A 12576-nucleotide genomic window follows, 5' to 3' on the forward strand; every position below is an offset into this window, starting at 1 on the left:
GGATGGCGGCTTCGCCTCATCCGGCCTACACAACTACTCGGCCAGCATCTGCTCAAGCTGTTCCTGCGCATCCAGCCAGGCCATTTCACACTCTTCCAGCCCCGATTTAGCGCTGGCTTGCTGTTGTAAACATGCGGTCAGTTCGGCCTTGCGGCTTTGGTCGTACAGCTCGCTGTCACCGAGTTTTTCTTCCGCTTGTGCCAGCTGTGCCTGCAGCTTCTCCATCTCTTTTTCGAGACGGGTAATCTCTTTACGCAGCGGCTGGGTCAGGGTGCGCAGTTCGGCTTCACGGCGCTTCTGGTCTTTACGCGCCTGGGCGCTGTTGACGCTCTCTTTTGCAGGTTCATCGCTCTGACTTTCCTGCTTTTGTACGTCGCTCAGCCACTGTTGATAATCTTCCAGATCACCGTCGAACGGTTCAACCTTCTTGTCGTGCACCAGATAGAGATCGTCGGTGGTGGAGCGAATCAGGTGACGGTCGTGCGACACCACCACCAGTGCGCCTTCAAAATCGATCAACGCTTCGGTCAGTGCCTGGCGCATGTCGAGATCGAGGTGGTTAGTCGGTTCATCGAGCAGCAGCAGGTTCGGACGCTGCCAGACGATCAGCGCCAGTACCAGTCGCGCTTTTTCACCACCCGAGAAGCGAGCGGTCTGTTCGGTGACTTTATCGCCCTGGAAGCCGAAGCCGCCGAGGTAATCACGCAGCTTCTGTTCTAACTCCTGTGGCGCCATGCGGGCCAGATGCTGAATGGGTGATTCATCCGCGCGTAAAAACTCCAGCTGATGCTGGGCGAAGTAACCGAGCTTAATGCCTTTCGCCAGACCGATTTCACCGCTAATCGGCGCCAGTTCTCCTGCCAGCAGTTTAATCAGTGTGGATTTACCCGCGCCGTTACGGCCTAACAGGCCGATGCGTGACCCTGGCACCAGGTTCAGCTTGATGGAGTCGAGAATAATGTTCTCGCCATAACCTGCGCTGACTTTCTCCATTTTCAGCAGTGGGTTAGGCAGGTTTTCGGGTATGCGGAAGCTGAAGTGGAACGGGTTATCAACATGGGCCGGGGCAATCAGCTCCATACGTTCCAGCATCTTGATACGGCTCTGCGCCTGCTTGGCTTTGGTGGCCTGCGCCCGGAAGCGGTCGATATAGCTTTGCAGATGCGCCACGCGCTCCTGCTGGCTTTCGTACATCGCCTGTTGCTGCGCGAGGCGAGTGGAACGCTGTACTTCAAACGCGCTGTAGTTCCCGGTGTACTCGAACAGGGTTTGCTGTTCGATATGAATAATCTTATCCACCACCGGATCGAGGAAGTCACGGTCGTGGGAGATCAGGATCAGCGTACCCTGATAGCTTTTCAGCCATCTTTCCAGCCAGATTACGGCGTCGAGATCGAGGTGGTTGGTCGGTTCATCAAGCAGCAGCAAGTCAGAACGGCAAATCAGCGCCTGAGCCAGGTTGAGACGCATACGCCAGCCACCGGAGAAATCGCTGACCGGGCGTTCAAGCTGTTCGTTAGAAAAACCGAGGCCGTGCAGCAGGCTGGCGGCACGCGAGCGCACGGTCCAGGCGTCGATGGCGTCCAGTTTGCCGTGCACGGTGGCAATCGCATGCCCGTCGTTACGTTCGTTGGCCTCGTTCAACTGTGCTTCCAGTTGACGATACTCGCGGTCGCCGTCAATGACGTATTCCAGCGCCGGCTGAGCAAGTGCGGGCGTTTCCTGATTTACCCAGGCGAGCTGCCAGTTACCTGGGTATGTAAACCCGCCAGCGTCGGCGCTGATTTCATTTTTCAGCAATGCCAGCAGGGTAGATTTACCGCAGCCATTCTTACCCACCAGGCCCACTTTCTGACCTGGATTAATGGTGGCCGTGGCATTTTCCAGCAGGACGCGCACGCCGCGACGAATTTGTAACGAGGAGAAAACAATCATAAGGCGCCGTATGTTCAGACTATGTTAATTTATCATTATGATAATGTAATGTGTGGGCGGTTTGCCGCACCGAGGCGCAATGGTAGCCCAAAACGCCGAAAATAGACAAAGACATAACCGGGAGGGGGATGATGTTCCAGCCAGCGAAAGTTTTGCTGCTGTATGCCCATCCGGAATCTCAGGACTCGGTCGCGAACCGGGTGCTGCTTAAACCGGCCATGCAGCTCAGTAATGTTACCGTGCACGATCTTTATGCGCACTATCCTGATTTTTTTATCGACATCCCGCATGAGCAGGCGCTTCTGCGTGACCATGATGTGATTGTTTTTCAGCATCCGCTGTATACCTATAGCTGTCCAGCGCTGCTCAAAGAGTGGTTTGACCGTGTGCTGAGCCGTGGGTTTGCCAGTGGGCTGGGAGGAAATCAGCTGGCGGGAAAGTACTGGCGGAGCGTCATCACCACCGGTGAACCCGAAAGCGCGTACCGTTATGACGCGCTGAACCGCTATCCAATGAGCGATGTGCTACGCCCCTTTGAGCTGACGGCCGGTATGTGTCGAATGCATTGGATGAGCCCCATCATCGTTTACTGGGCCAGACGGCAAACGAAGCAGGAACTGGACAGCCATGCCAAAGCGTATGGTGAATGGCTGGCAAATCCAATCCCTGTGGGAGGCCGCTGATGGAAGGTTCTGATTTATTGACTGCGGGAGTGCTGTTCCTCTTCGCGGCGGTAGCGGCGGTGCCGCTGGCGTCAAAACTGGGTATCGGCCCGGTGTTAGGGTATTTGCTGGCAGGGATGGTGATTGGGCCGTGGGGATTAGGATTCATCAGCGATGTGGATGAAATTCTCCATTTCTCCGAGCTGGGTGTGGTCTTTCTGATGTTCATTATTGGGCTGGAGCTTAACCCGGCCAAACTGTGGCAACTACGGCGCTCTATCTTTGGCGTCGGAGCCGCGCAGGTGATGCTCAGCGCGGTGATTTTGGCCGGGCTGCTGATGCTGACCCACTTCTCCTGGCAAGCAGCCGTGGTGGGGGGGATTGGTCTGGCGATGTCGTCCACTGCGATGGCGCTCCAGTTGATGCGGGAAAAGGGGATGAACCGCAGCGAATCCGGACAGCTGGGCTTTTCGGTACTGCTGTTTCAGGATCTGGCGGTGATCCCGGCATTGGCGCTGGTGCCGTTATTGGCTGGCTCTGCCGATGAGCATTTTGACTGGATCAAAGTGGGCATGAAGGTGCTGGCTTTTGCTGGCATGTTGATTGGTGGACGCTATTTGCTGCGCCCCGTTTTCCGCTTTATTGCGGATTCCGGCGTGCGGGAAGTGTTTACTGCCGCCACGCTGTTGTTGGTGCTCGGTTCTGCTTTATTCATGGACGCGCTGGGGCTGTCGATGGCGCTGGGGACGTTTATCGCCGGCGTGTTGCTGGCGGAAAGCGAATACCGACACGAGCTGGAAACGGCTATCGATCCCTTCAAGGGGCTGCTGTTGGGGCTGTTCTTTATTTCTGTGGGGATGTCGCTCAATCTTGGCGTGCTGTATACCCATATCCTGTGGGTGGCGGTAAGCGTTATTGTGCTGGTGGTGGTTAAAGCGCTGGTACTGTATGTGCTGGCGCGCCTGAATGGCATGAGAAGTTCGGAACGGATGCAGTTTGCCGGAGTATTAAGCCAGGGGGGCGAGTTCGCGTTCGTACTGTTTTCAATCGCGTCCTCGCAGCGACTGTTTCAGGGCGATCAAATGGCGCTGCTGCTGGTGGCTGTCACGCTATCGATGATGACCACGCCGCTATTGATGAAGCTGATTGATAAATGGCTCTCCCGCCAGATTAACGGCCCGGATGAAGAAGATGAAAAACCCTGGGTGGAAGACGACAAGCCGCAGGTGATTGTGGTGGGATTTGGCCGCTTTGGTCAGGTAATTGGGCGTTTGCTGATGGCGAACAAAATGCGTATTACTGTGCTGGAGCGGGATATCAGCGCGGTGAACCTGATGCGTAAATACGGTTATAAGGTGTATTACGGCGATGCCACGCAGGTGGAACTGTTACGTTCTGCCGGTGCAGAAGCGGCACAATCGATCGTCATTACCTGTAACGAACCCGAAGATACGATGAAGTTAGTGGAATTGTGCCAACAGCATTTTCCGCATTTGCATATTCTTGCGCGCGCGCGCGGACGAGTAGAGGCGCATGAGTTAATACAGGCTGGAGTGACACAGTTTTCCCGCGAAACCTTCTCCAGTGCGCTGGAATTGGGGCGAAAAACGCTGGTGTCATTGGGGATGCACCCGCATCAGGCGCAGCGTGCCCAGCTACATTTTCGTCGGCTGGACATGAGCATGTTGCGGGAGCTGATCCCTATCCACACAGATACGGTACAAATCTCTCGAGCCCGAGAAGCCAGGCGCGAACTGGAAGAGATTTTCCAGCGTGAAATGCAGCGAGAGCGACGTCAGCCGGACGGCTGGGATGAATTTGAGTAGAGGATAACCATGGCAATTCGTAAACGTTTTATTGCAGGTGCAAAATGCCCATCCTGCCAGGCGCAGGATTCACTGGCGATGTGGCGCGAAAATAATATCGATATTGTTGAGTGTGTTAAGTGTGGTCACCAGATGCGTGAAGCGGATAAAGAAGCCCGCGAGCACGTTCGCAAAGAAGAGCAAGTGATAGGGATTTTTCATCCGGACTAGCGATATGCCGCAGCTTTTTTTAAGCTAGAGGGTACACAGGTGCAGAATTCCGCTACAATCTGCGCCACTATTCTTTCCATGCTCAGGAGATATCATGAAAGTAGCAAAGGACCTGGTGGTCAGCCTGGCCTATCAGGTACGTACAGAAGACGGTGTGTTGGTTGATGAGTCTCCGGTGAGTGCACCGCTGGACTACCTGCATGGTCACGGTTCCCTGATTTCTGGCCTGGAAACAGCGCTGGACGGTCACGAAGTTGGCGATAAATTCGATGTTGCTGTTGGCGCAAACGACGCTTACGGTCAGTATGATGAAAACCTGGTGCAGCGCGTGCCGAAAGACGTCTTCATGGGCGTTGACGAACTGCAGGTTGGCATGCGTTTCCTGGCGGAAACCGACCAGGGTCCAGTACCGGTAGAAATTACCGAAGTGGAAGATGACCACGTCGTGGTTGACGGTAACCACATGCTGGCTGGCCAGAATCTGAAATTCAACGTAGAAGTTATCGCTATCCGTGAAGCAACCGAAGAAGAACTGGCTCACGGCCACGTTCACGGTGCAAACGGCCATGACCACGATCACGAACATGGTCACGATGGTTGCTGCGGCGGTCACGGCCACGACCACGACCACGATCATGGTCATGGTCATGAACACGGCGGCGAAGGCTGCTGCGGTGGCGGCGGTAAAGGCAAAGGTAACGGCGGCGGCTGCGGTTGCCACTAATCGGTATGATTGCCTGATGGCGCTACGCTTATCAGGCCTACCGTAGGACGGATAAGACGTTTACGTCGTCATCCGGCACAAAAAAAGCGGGGAAACCCCGCTTTTTTTACGTCTTAATAATGCGGTGGTGGCGTCTCTTCAGACTGCGACGCAATATGGGATGGCTGCGTTGCTTTAAGCTTCTCCGTCAATAGACGCAGATGATCGCGCAGTTTAGCCATTTCCAGTTCGTGAGCGGTGACCGTCACGTTGAGTTCTTCAATGGTGATTTCCTGAAATGCCAGGCGACTTTCCAGCTCAGCCAGGCGGGTTTCCATCGTTGTATCCTGCATGATTCACCTCTTCTGTTATTTCCGGCAGATCGCGGACTGCGGCGAATTTTACTCAACTTTGTCTGTTTGCACAGCACTCATTCCTTCGCAACGAAACTAATTTAAACAAAAAGAGTCTGAAAAGTGGTGATAATAGGGCGTGCCCGTATGTTGATTTGTTCTGCAACGCTTTATAGTACATTTTTGTGTTAGTTAACCCTGGGGTGAGATGCCCCGGCCCTGGAGAGATGGATGAAATCACTGTTTAAAGTAACGCTGCTGGCGACCACGATGGCCGTAGCTCTACATGCCCCGATCACCTTCGCCGCCGATGCTGCGAAACCAGCCGCTACTGCTGACAGCAAAGCCGTATTCAAAAATGACGACCAAAAATCTGCTTACGCGCTGGGCGCGTCTCTGGGTCGTTACATGGAAAATTCCCTGAAAGAACAGGAAAAACTGGGCATCAAACTGGATAAAGACCAGCTGATCGCTGGTGTTCAGGACGCGTTTGCTGATAAGAGCAAGCTGTCCGACCAGGAAATCGAGCAAACCCTGCAGGCGTTCGAAGCGCGCGTGAAGTCTTCCGCTCAGGCGAAAATGGAAAAAGACGCGGCTGATAACGAAGCCAAAGGTAAAGTGTACCGCGAGAAGTTTGCTAAAGAGAAAGGCGTTAAAACCTCTTCTACTGGCCTGGTCTACAAAGTAGAGAAAGCAGGTACTGGTGAAGCACCGAAAGACAGCGATACCGTTGTAGTGAACTACAAAGGCACACTGATCGATGGTAAAGAGTTTGATAACTCTTATACGCGTGGTGAGCCGCTCTCTTTCCGTCTTGACGGTGTTATCCCAGGCTGGACCGAAGGTCTGAAAAACATCAAGAAAGGCGGTAAAATCCAGCTGGTTATTCCACCGGATCTGGCATATGGCAAAACCGGCGTTCCGGGTATCCCGGCAAACTCCACGTTGGTGTTTGATGTTGAACTGCTGGACATCAAACCGGCCCCGAAAGCCGACGCTAAACCAGATGCTGCCCCGGCTGAAAAAGCTGCAGACAGCAGCAAAAAATAAGTTACCTAAAACCGCCGCCCACAATACTGGAAAGCGCCTCGTGCGCTGTATTACTTTAGATGCCCCTAATAGTGATGAGCCTGCCCTGACAACATAACGACAGGCTCCTGAAAAGGAGTGCTTTTTTTCATGTCCAGGTCGCTTTTAACCAACGAAACCAGTGAGCTAGATTTGCTGGATCAACGTCCTTTCGATCAAACCGACTTCGATATCCTTAAATCCTACGAAGCGGTAGTGGACGGGTTGGCGATGCTCATTGGTTCCCATTGTGAAATCGTATTGCACTCTTTGCAGGATTTGAAATGCTCAGCTATTCGCATTGCTAACGGTGAACATACGGGTCGTAAAATTGGCTCACCGATTACCGATCTGGCGTTGCGCATGCTGCATGATATGACGGGTGCGGATAGCAGCGTGTCGAAGTGTTACTTCACACGTGCGAAAAGCGGTGTCTTGATGAAGTCGGTGACGATTGCCATTCGCAACCGTGAGCATCGCGTAATTGGTCTGCTGTGTATCAATATGAACCTTGATGTTCCTTTCTCGCAGATAATGAATACCTTTATTCCACCGGAAACCCCAGAAGTGGGTTCTGCCGTGAACTTCGCCTCATCAGTGGAAGATCTGGTTACCCAGACGCTGGAGTTCACGATTGAAGAAGTGAATGCCGATCGTAACGTCTCCAACAATGCGAAGAATCGTCAGATTGTCCTGAACTTGTATGAGAAAGGTATCTTCGATATCAAAGATGCTATTAACCAGGTTGCTGACCGCCTGAACATCTCCAAGCACACGGTTTATCTTTATATTCGCCAGTTCAAGAGCGGTGATTTCCAGGGGCAAGACAAGTAATGCGCTTTGCTATCGTCGTGACTGGACCTGCTTATGGTACGCAGCAGGCGAGCAGCGCATTGCAATTTGCTCACGCATTGATTGAAGAAGGTCATGAGTTAAGCCGTGTCTTTTTCTATCGTGAAGGCGTGTATAACGCCAATCTGCTGACGTCGCCCGCCAGTGATGAATTTGATCTGGTTCGCGCCTGGCAACAGCTTAATCAACAGTATGGCGTAGAGCTAAATATCTGCGTGGCAGCGGCGCTACGCCGCGGCGTTGTTGATGAAACTGAAGCAGAGAGGTTGGCGTTGGCTGGGGCTAATTTACAAGCGGGTTTTAACCTTAGTGGGCTGGGTTCGCTCGCTGAGGCATCCCTGACGTGCGATCGCGTGGTGCAGTTCTAATGAATCGAATCGCTTTTGTATTTTCCACCGTGCCTCACGGGAGCGCATCGGGCCGTGAAGGTCTGGATGCACTACTGGCGACATCAGCACTAACAGAAGATCTCGGCGTCTTTTTTATCGGGGACGGCGTCTTCCAAATCCTGCCAGAGCAAAAACCTGATCTCATTCTGGCACGGGACTATATTGCGACCTTCAAATTGTTGGGGCTGTACGATATAGAACAATGTTGGCTGTGCGCTGCCTCATTGCGCGAACGTGGCCTTGATACGGACATGAAATTCGTTGTCGATGCGACGGTACTTGAACCTGAAGAACTGCGCCGTGAACTGGGCAACTATGACGTCATTATGAGGTTCTAAACGCGCATGCTGCATACTCTACATCGCTCAGCGTGGCTGACTGACTTCTCCTCCCTGCTGCGTCTTGTTGGCGCAGACGATGAGCTTTTATTGCTTCAGGACGGCGTGACTGCCGCCATAGAAGGCAGCCGTTTCCTTGAAACGCTGCAAAATGCCTCCATTAAGGTTTATGTACTGGAAGAAGACATTAAGGCTCGCGGGTTGGGTGGTCAAATTTCAGACAGTGTCGTCAGGGTTAGCTATATTGACTTCGTCAGACTTACGGTGAAGCATCCCAACCAGATTGCCTGGTAATTGCGGGATCGTTGTATATTTCTTGACACCTTTTCGACACCGACCTAAAATTCTGCGTCCTCATATTGTATGAGGTCGTTTTATTACGTGTTTACGAAGCAAAAGCTAAAACCAGGAGCTATTTAATGGCAACAGTTAACCAGCTGGTACGCAAACCACGCGCACGCAAAGTTGCAAAGAGCAACGTGCCTGCGCTGGAAGCCTGCCCGCAGAAACGTGGTGTATGTACCCGTGTATATACCACCACTCCTAAAAAACCAAACTCCGCACTGCGTAAAGTATGCCGTGTGCGTTTGACTAACGGTTTTGAAGTGACTTCCTACATCGGTGGTGAAGGTCACAACCTGCAGGAACACTCCGTGATCCTGATCCGTGGCGGTCGTGTAAAAGACCTTCCGGGTGTTCGTTACCACACCGTTCGTGGTGCGCTTGACTGCTCCGGCGTTAAAGACCGTAAGCAATCACGTTCCAAGTATGGCGTGAAACGTCCTAAGGCTTAATGGTTCTCCGTTAAGTAAGGCCAAACGTTTTATATTAATGTCAAACTAAACTCTTAGAGTTTTGGACAATCCTGAATTAACAACGGAGTATTCCCATGCCACGTCGTCGCGTCATTGGTCAGCGTAAAATTCTGCCGGATCCTAAGTTCGGATCAGAGCTGCTGGCTAAATTTGTAAACATCCTGATGGTAGATGGTAAAAAATCTACTGCAGAAACCATCGTATACAGCGCCCTGGAGACCCTGGCTCAGCGCTCTGGTAAAGATGGCCTGGAAGCCTTTGAAGTAGCCCTCGAAAACGTGCGCCCGACTGTCGAAGTTAAGTCTCGCCGCGTTGGTGGTTCTACTTATCAGGTACCAGTTGAAGTCCGTCCGGTTCGTCGTAATGCTCTGGCAATGCGTTGGATCGTTGAAGCTGCTCGTAAACGCGGTGATAAATCCATGGCTCTGCGCCTGGCGAACGAACTTTCTGATGCTGCAGAAAACAAAGGTACTGCAGTTAAGAAACGTGAAGACGTTCACCGTATGGCAGAAGCCAACAAGGCGTTCGCACACTACCGTTGGTAATCCCTTCGGAGTAATAGTCACCAGGCGGGCGCTTCCTGTAAGCAGCCCGCTTTGGGCTACTTAAATTGAACGCCTAAAAGATAAACGAGGAATCAAATGGCTCGTACAACACCCATCGCGCGCTACCGTAACATCGGTATCAGTGCGCACATCGACGCCGGTAAAACCACTACTACCGAACGTATTCTGTTCTACACCGGTGTAAACCATAAAATCGGTGAAGTTCATGACGGCGCAGCCACCATGGACTGGATGGAACAGGAGCAGGAGCGTGGTATTACTATCACCTCCGCAGCGACTACTGCATTCTGGTCTGGTATGGCCAAGCAGTATGAACCGCATCGCGTAAACATCATCGACACCCCGGGGCACGTTGACTTCACAATCGAAGTAGAACGTTCCATGCGTGTGCTTGATGGTGCAGTAATGGTTTACTGCGCAGTTGGTGGTGTTCAGCCGCAGTCTGAAACCGTATGGCGTCAGGCTAACAAATATAAAGTTCCACGCATTGCGTTCGTTAACAAAATGGACCGTATGGGTGCGAACTTCCTGAAAGTTGTTGGTCAGATCAAAACCCGTCTGGGCGCGAACCCTGTTCCGCTGCAGTTGGCTATTGGTGCTGAAGAACATTTCACCGGTGTTGTTGACCTGGTGAAAATGAAAGCCATCAACTGGAACGAAGAAGACGCAGGCGTAACCTTCACTTATGAAGATATTCCGGCAGACATGCAGGAACTGGCTGAAGAATGGCACCAGAACCTGATCGAGTCCGCTGCAGAAGCTTCAGAAGAGCTGATGGAGAAATACCTCGGTGGTGAAGAACTGACTGAAGAAGAGATCAAGACTGCTCTGCGTCAGCGCGTTCTGAACAACGAAATCATCCTGGTAACCTGTGGTTCTGCGTTCAAGAACAAAGGTGTTCAGGCGATGCTGGATGCGGTAATTGATTACCTGCCATCCCCAATCGACGTACCTGCGATCAACGGTATTCTGGACGACGGTAAAGATACTCCGGCTGAGCGTCACGCTAGCGATGAAGAGCCGTTTGCTGCTCTGGCATTCAAAATCGCTACCGACCCGTTCGTGGGTAACCTGACCTTCTTCCGCGTGTACTCTGGCGTGGTTAACTCCGGTGATACTGTTTACAACCCAGTGAAATCGGCTCGTGAACGTTTTGGTCGTATCGTACAGATGCACGCCAACAAGCGTGAAGAGATCAAAGAAGTTCGCGCGGGCGATATCGCGGCTGCGATCGGTCTGAAAGATGTGACAACTGGTGACACCATTTGTGATCCAGACCACGTGATCATTCTGGAGCGTATGGAATTCCCTGAGCCGGTAATCTCCATCGCGGTAGAACCGAAAACCAAAGCTGACCAAGAAAAAATGGGTCTGGCTCTGGGCCGTCTGGCTAAAGAAGACCCGTCTTTCCGCGTATGGACTGACGAAGAATCTAACCAGACCATTATCGCTGGTATGGGTGAGCTGCACCTCGACATCATCGTTGACCGCATGAAGCGTGAATTCAACGTTGAAGCGAACGTCGGTAAACCTCAGGTTGCTTACCGTGAAGCGATTCGCGCGAAAGTTACCGATATCGAAGGTAAACACGCTAAGCAGTCTGGTGGTCGCGGTCAGTACGGTCATGTTGTTATCGACATGTACCCGCTGGAGCCGGGTTCAAACCCGAAAGGCTACGAGTTCATCAACGACATCAAAGGTGGTGTAATTCCTGGCGAATACATCCCGGCCGTTGATAAAGGCATCCAGGAACAGCTGAAATCTGGCCCGCTGGCTGGCTATCCGGTTGTTGATCTGGGCGTGCGTCTGCACTTCGGTTCTTACCATGACGTTGACTCCTCTGAGCTGGCGTTTAAACTGGCTGCTTCTATCGCCTTCAAAGATGGCTTTAAGAAAGCGAAACCTGTTCTGCTTGAGCCGATCATGAAGGTTGAAGTAGAAACGCCGGAAGAGAACACTGGTGACGTCATCGGTGACCTTAGCCGTCGTCGTGGTCAGTTGAAAGGTCAGGAATCTAACGCTACTGGTGTTCAGATTCATGCTGAAGTTCCGCTGTCTGAAATGTTCGGATATGCAACTCAGCTGCGTTCTCTGACCAAAGGTCGTGCATCTTACTCTATGGAATTCCTGAAGTATGATGATGCGCCGAACAACGTTGCTCAGGCCGTAATCGAAGCCCGCGGTAAATAAGCCGCAGGTTAAAAACCAAAATCCCGTGCTCTCTCTATAAGGGGAGAGCACTATAGTAAGGAATATAGCCGTGTCTAAAGAAAAATTTGAACGTACAAAACCGCACGTTAACGTCGGCACCATCGGCCACGTTGACCACGGTAAAACTACTCTGACCGCTGCAATCACCACCGTACTGGCTAAAACCTACGGCGGTTCTGCTCGTGCATTCGATCAGATCGATAACGCACCGGAAGAAAAAGCACGTGGTATCACCATCAACACTTCTCACGTTGAATATGACACCCCGTCTCGCCACTACGCACACGTAGACTGCCCGGGCCACGCCGACTATGTTAAAAACATGATCACCGGTGCTGCGCAGATGGACGGCGCGATCCTGGTTGTTGCTGCGACTGACGGCCCGATGCCGCAGACTCGTGAGCACATCCTGCTGGGTCGTCAGGTTGGCGTTCCGTACATCATCGTGTTCCTGAACAAATGCGACATGGTTGATGACGAAGAGCTGCTGGAACTGGTAGAAATGGAAGTTCGTGAGCTTCTGTCTCAGTACGATTTCCCGGGCGACGATACTCCGATCGTTCGTGGTTCTGCTCTGAAAGCGCTGGAAGGCGAAGCAGAGTGGGAAGCTAAAATCGTTGAACTGGCTGGCTACCTGGATTCTTACAT

The 12576-nt window shown here is 52.3% G+C and carries 15 protein-coding genes; 13 read left to right on the forward strand and 2 right to left on the reverse strand.

Annotated elements, in window-relative coordinates:
• Nucleotides 1-33: 33 nt before the first annotated feature.
• Complete coding sequence (locus FDW98_RS09265) at nt 34-1935, reverse strand: ABC transporter ATP-binding protein (protein ID WP_096759307.1); 1902 nt, start codon at nt 1933-1935, stop codon at nt 34-36.
• Between the two features lie 131 nt (nt 1936-2066).
• Here FDW98_RS09265 and kefG point away from each other — a divergent pair, with 131 nt between their 5' ends.
• The 4 genes from kefG to slyD all read left to right on the forward strand — a co-directional run bounded on the left by kefG (nt 2067) and on the right by slyD (nt 5357).
• Nucleotides 2067-2618 (forward strand): glutathione-regulated potassium-efflux system ancillary protein KefG, encoded by a 552-nt coding sequence (gene kefG, locus FDW98_RS09270; RefSeq protein WP_137398838.1) that lies wholly within the window; start codon nt 2067-2069, stop codon nt 2616-2618.
• Entirely contained in the window at nt 2618-4423 is a 1806-nt protein-coding gene (gene kefB, locus FDW98_RS09275; RefSeq protein ID WP_096759309.1) for a glutathione-regulated potassium-efflux system protein KefB, read from the forward strand. Before kefG ends, kefB begins: the two co-directional genes overlap by 1 nt.
• A gap of 9 nt (nt 4424-4432) precedes the next feature.
• Complete coding sequence (locus tag FDW98_RS09280) at nt 4433-4633, forward strand: YheV family putative zinc ribbon protein (RefSeq protein ID WP_005121675.1); 201 nt, start codon at nt 4433-4435, stop codon at nt 4631-4633.
• 94 nt (nt 4634-4727) lie between these two features.
• Nucleotides 4728-5357, forward strand: a complete 630-nt coding sequence (slyD, locus tag FDW98_RS09285) for a peptidylprolyl isomerase (RefSeq protein ID WP_137398835.1) — start codon at nt 4728-4730, stop codon at nt 5355-5357.
• A 113-nt stretch (nt 5358-5470) separates the two neighbouring features.
• Here the strand turns inward: slyD and FDW98_RS09290 are convergent, their stop codons facing one another.
• Complete coding sequence (locus FDW98_RS09290; protein WP_003023639.1) at nt 5471-5689, reverse strand: protein SlyX; 219 nt, start codon at nt 5687-5689, stop codon at nt 5471-5473.
• 231 nt (nt 5690-5920) lie between these two features.
• Between FDW98_RS09290 and fkpA the strand changes: the two genes are divergently transcribed.
• The 9 genes from fkpA to FDW98_RS09335 form a co-directional block, all read left to right on the forward strand.
• Nucleotides 5921-6739, forward strand: a complete 819-nt coding sequence (fkpA, locus tag FDW98_RS09295) for an FKBP-type peptidyl-prolyl cis-trans isomerase (protein ID WP_096759311.1) — start codon at nt 5921-5923, stop codon at nt 6737-6739.
• 129 nt (nt 6740-6868) lie between these two features.
• Complete coding sequence (locus tag FDW98_RS09300; protein WP_003023643.1) at nt 6869-7591, forward strand: transcriptional regulator; 723 nt, start codon at nt 6869-6871, stop codon at nt 7589-7591.
• Complete coding sequence (gene tusD, locus FDW98_RS09305; protein WP_096759312.1) at nt 7591-7977, forward strand: sulfurtransferase complex subunit TusD; 387 nt, start codon at nt 7591-7593, stop codon at nt 7975-7977. Before FDW98_RS09300 ends, tusD begins: the two co-directional genes overlap by 1 nt.
• Complete coding sequence (gene tusC / locus FDW98_RS09310; protein WP_096759313.1) at nt 7977-8336, forward strand: sulfurtransferase complex subunit TusC; 360 nt, start codon at nt 7977-7979, stop codon at nt 8334-8336. The genes tusD and tusC overlap by 1 nt, the downstream gene beginning before the upstream one ends.
• A gap of 6 nt (nt 8337-8342) precedes the next feature.
• Entirely contained in the window at nt 8343-8630 is a 288-nt protein-coding gene (tusB, locus tag FDW98_RS09315; protein WP_096759314.1) for a sulfurtransferase complex subunit TusB, read from the forward strand.
• 125 nt (nt 8631-8755) lie between these two features.
• The gene (rpsL, locus tag FDW98_RS09320; protein ID WP_003023654.1) at nt 8756-9130 is read left to right on the forward strand and encodes a 30S ribosomal protein S12; all 375 of its coding nucleotides are present in this window, start codon (nt 8756-8758) and stop codon (nt 9128-9130) included.
• 95 nt (nt 9131-9225) lie between these two features.
• Complete coding sequence (rpsG, locus tag FDW98_RS09325) at nt 9226-9696, forward strand: 30S ribosomal protein S7 (protein ID WP_016154763.1); 471 nt, start codon at nt 9226-9228, stop codon at nt 9694-9696.
• Nucleotides 9697-9792: 96 nt separating this feature from the next.
• The gene (gene fusA / locus FDW98_RS09330) at nt 9793-11907 is read left to right on the forward strand and encodes an elongation factor G (protein ID WP_096759315.1); all 2115 of its coding nucleotides are present in this window, start codon (nt 9793-9795) and stop codon (nt 11905-11907) included.
• A 70-nt stretch (nt 11908-11977) separates the two neighbouring features.
• A partial coding sequence (locus FDW98_RS09335) for a GTP-binding protein (RefSeq protein WP_137398836.1) occupies nt 11978-12576 on the forward strand: 599 nt, incomplete at its 3' end.

The organism is Citrobacter sp. wls711 (genome assembly GCF_005281055.1).
Taxonomy (GTDB): Bacteria; Pseudomonadota; Gammaproteobacteria; order Enterobacterales; family Enterobacteriaceae; genus Citrobacter; species Citrobacter gillenii.

Excerpts from the sequence above, each read along its gene's own strand:
- rpsG (WP_016154763.1), top strand. The coding sequence starts at position 9,226 with ATGCCACGTCGTCGCGTCATTGGTCAGCGTAAAATTCTGCCGGATCCT.
- rpsL (WP_003023654.1), top strand. The coding sequence starts at position 8,756 with ATGGCAACAGTTAACCAGCTGGTACGCAAACCACGCGCACGCAAAGTT.
- tusB (WP_096759314.1), top strand. The coding sequence starts at position 8,343 with ATGCTGCATACTCTACATCGCTCAGCGTGGCTGACTGACTTCTCCTCC.
- FDW98_RS09280 (WP_005121675.1), top strand. The coding sequence starts at position 4,433 with ATGGCAATTCGTAAACGTTTTATTGCAGGTGCAAAATGCCCATCCTGC.
- fusA (WP_096759315.1), top strand. The coding sequence starts at position 9,793 with ATGGCTCGTACAACACCCATCGCGCGCTACCGTAACATCGGTATCAGT.
- slyD (WP_137398835.1), top strand. The coding sequence starts at position 4,728 with ATGAAAGTAGCAAAGGACCTGGTGGTCAGCCTGGCCTATCAGGTACGT.
- kefB (WP_096759309.1), top strand. The coding sequence starts at position 2,618 with ATGGAAGGTTCTGATTTATTGACTGCGGGAGTGCTGTTCCTCTTCGCG.
- kefG (WP_137398838.1), top strand. The coding sequence starts at position 2,067 with ATGTTCCAGCCAGCGAAAGTTTTGCTGCTGTATGCCCATCCGGAATCT.
- FDW98_RS09300 (WP_003023643.1), top strand. The coding sequence starts at position 6,869 with ATGTCCAGGTCGCTTTTAACCAACGAAACCAGTGAGCTAGATTTGCTG.
- fkpA (WP_096759311.1), top strand. The coding sequence starts at position 5,921 with ATGAAATCACTGTTTAAAGTAACGCTGCTGGCGACCACGATGGCCGTA.
- FDW98_RS09265 (WP_096759307.1), bottom strand. The coding sequence starts at position 1,935 with ATGATTGTTTTCTCCTCGTTACAAATTCGTCGCGGCGTGCGCGTCCTG.
- FDW98_RS09290 (WP_003023639.1), bottom strand. The coding sequence starts at position 5,689 with ATGCAGGATACAACGATGGAAACCCGCCTGGCTGAGCTGGAAAGTCGC.
- tusD (WP_096759312.1), top strand. The coding sequence starts at position 7,591 with ATGCGCTTTGCTATCGTCGTGACTGGACCTGCTTATGGTACGCAGCAG.
- tusC (WP_096759313.1), top strand. The coding sequence starts at position 7,977 with ATGAATCGAATCGCTTTTGTATTTTCCACCGTGCCTCACGGGAGCGCA.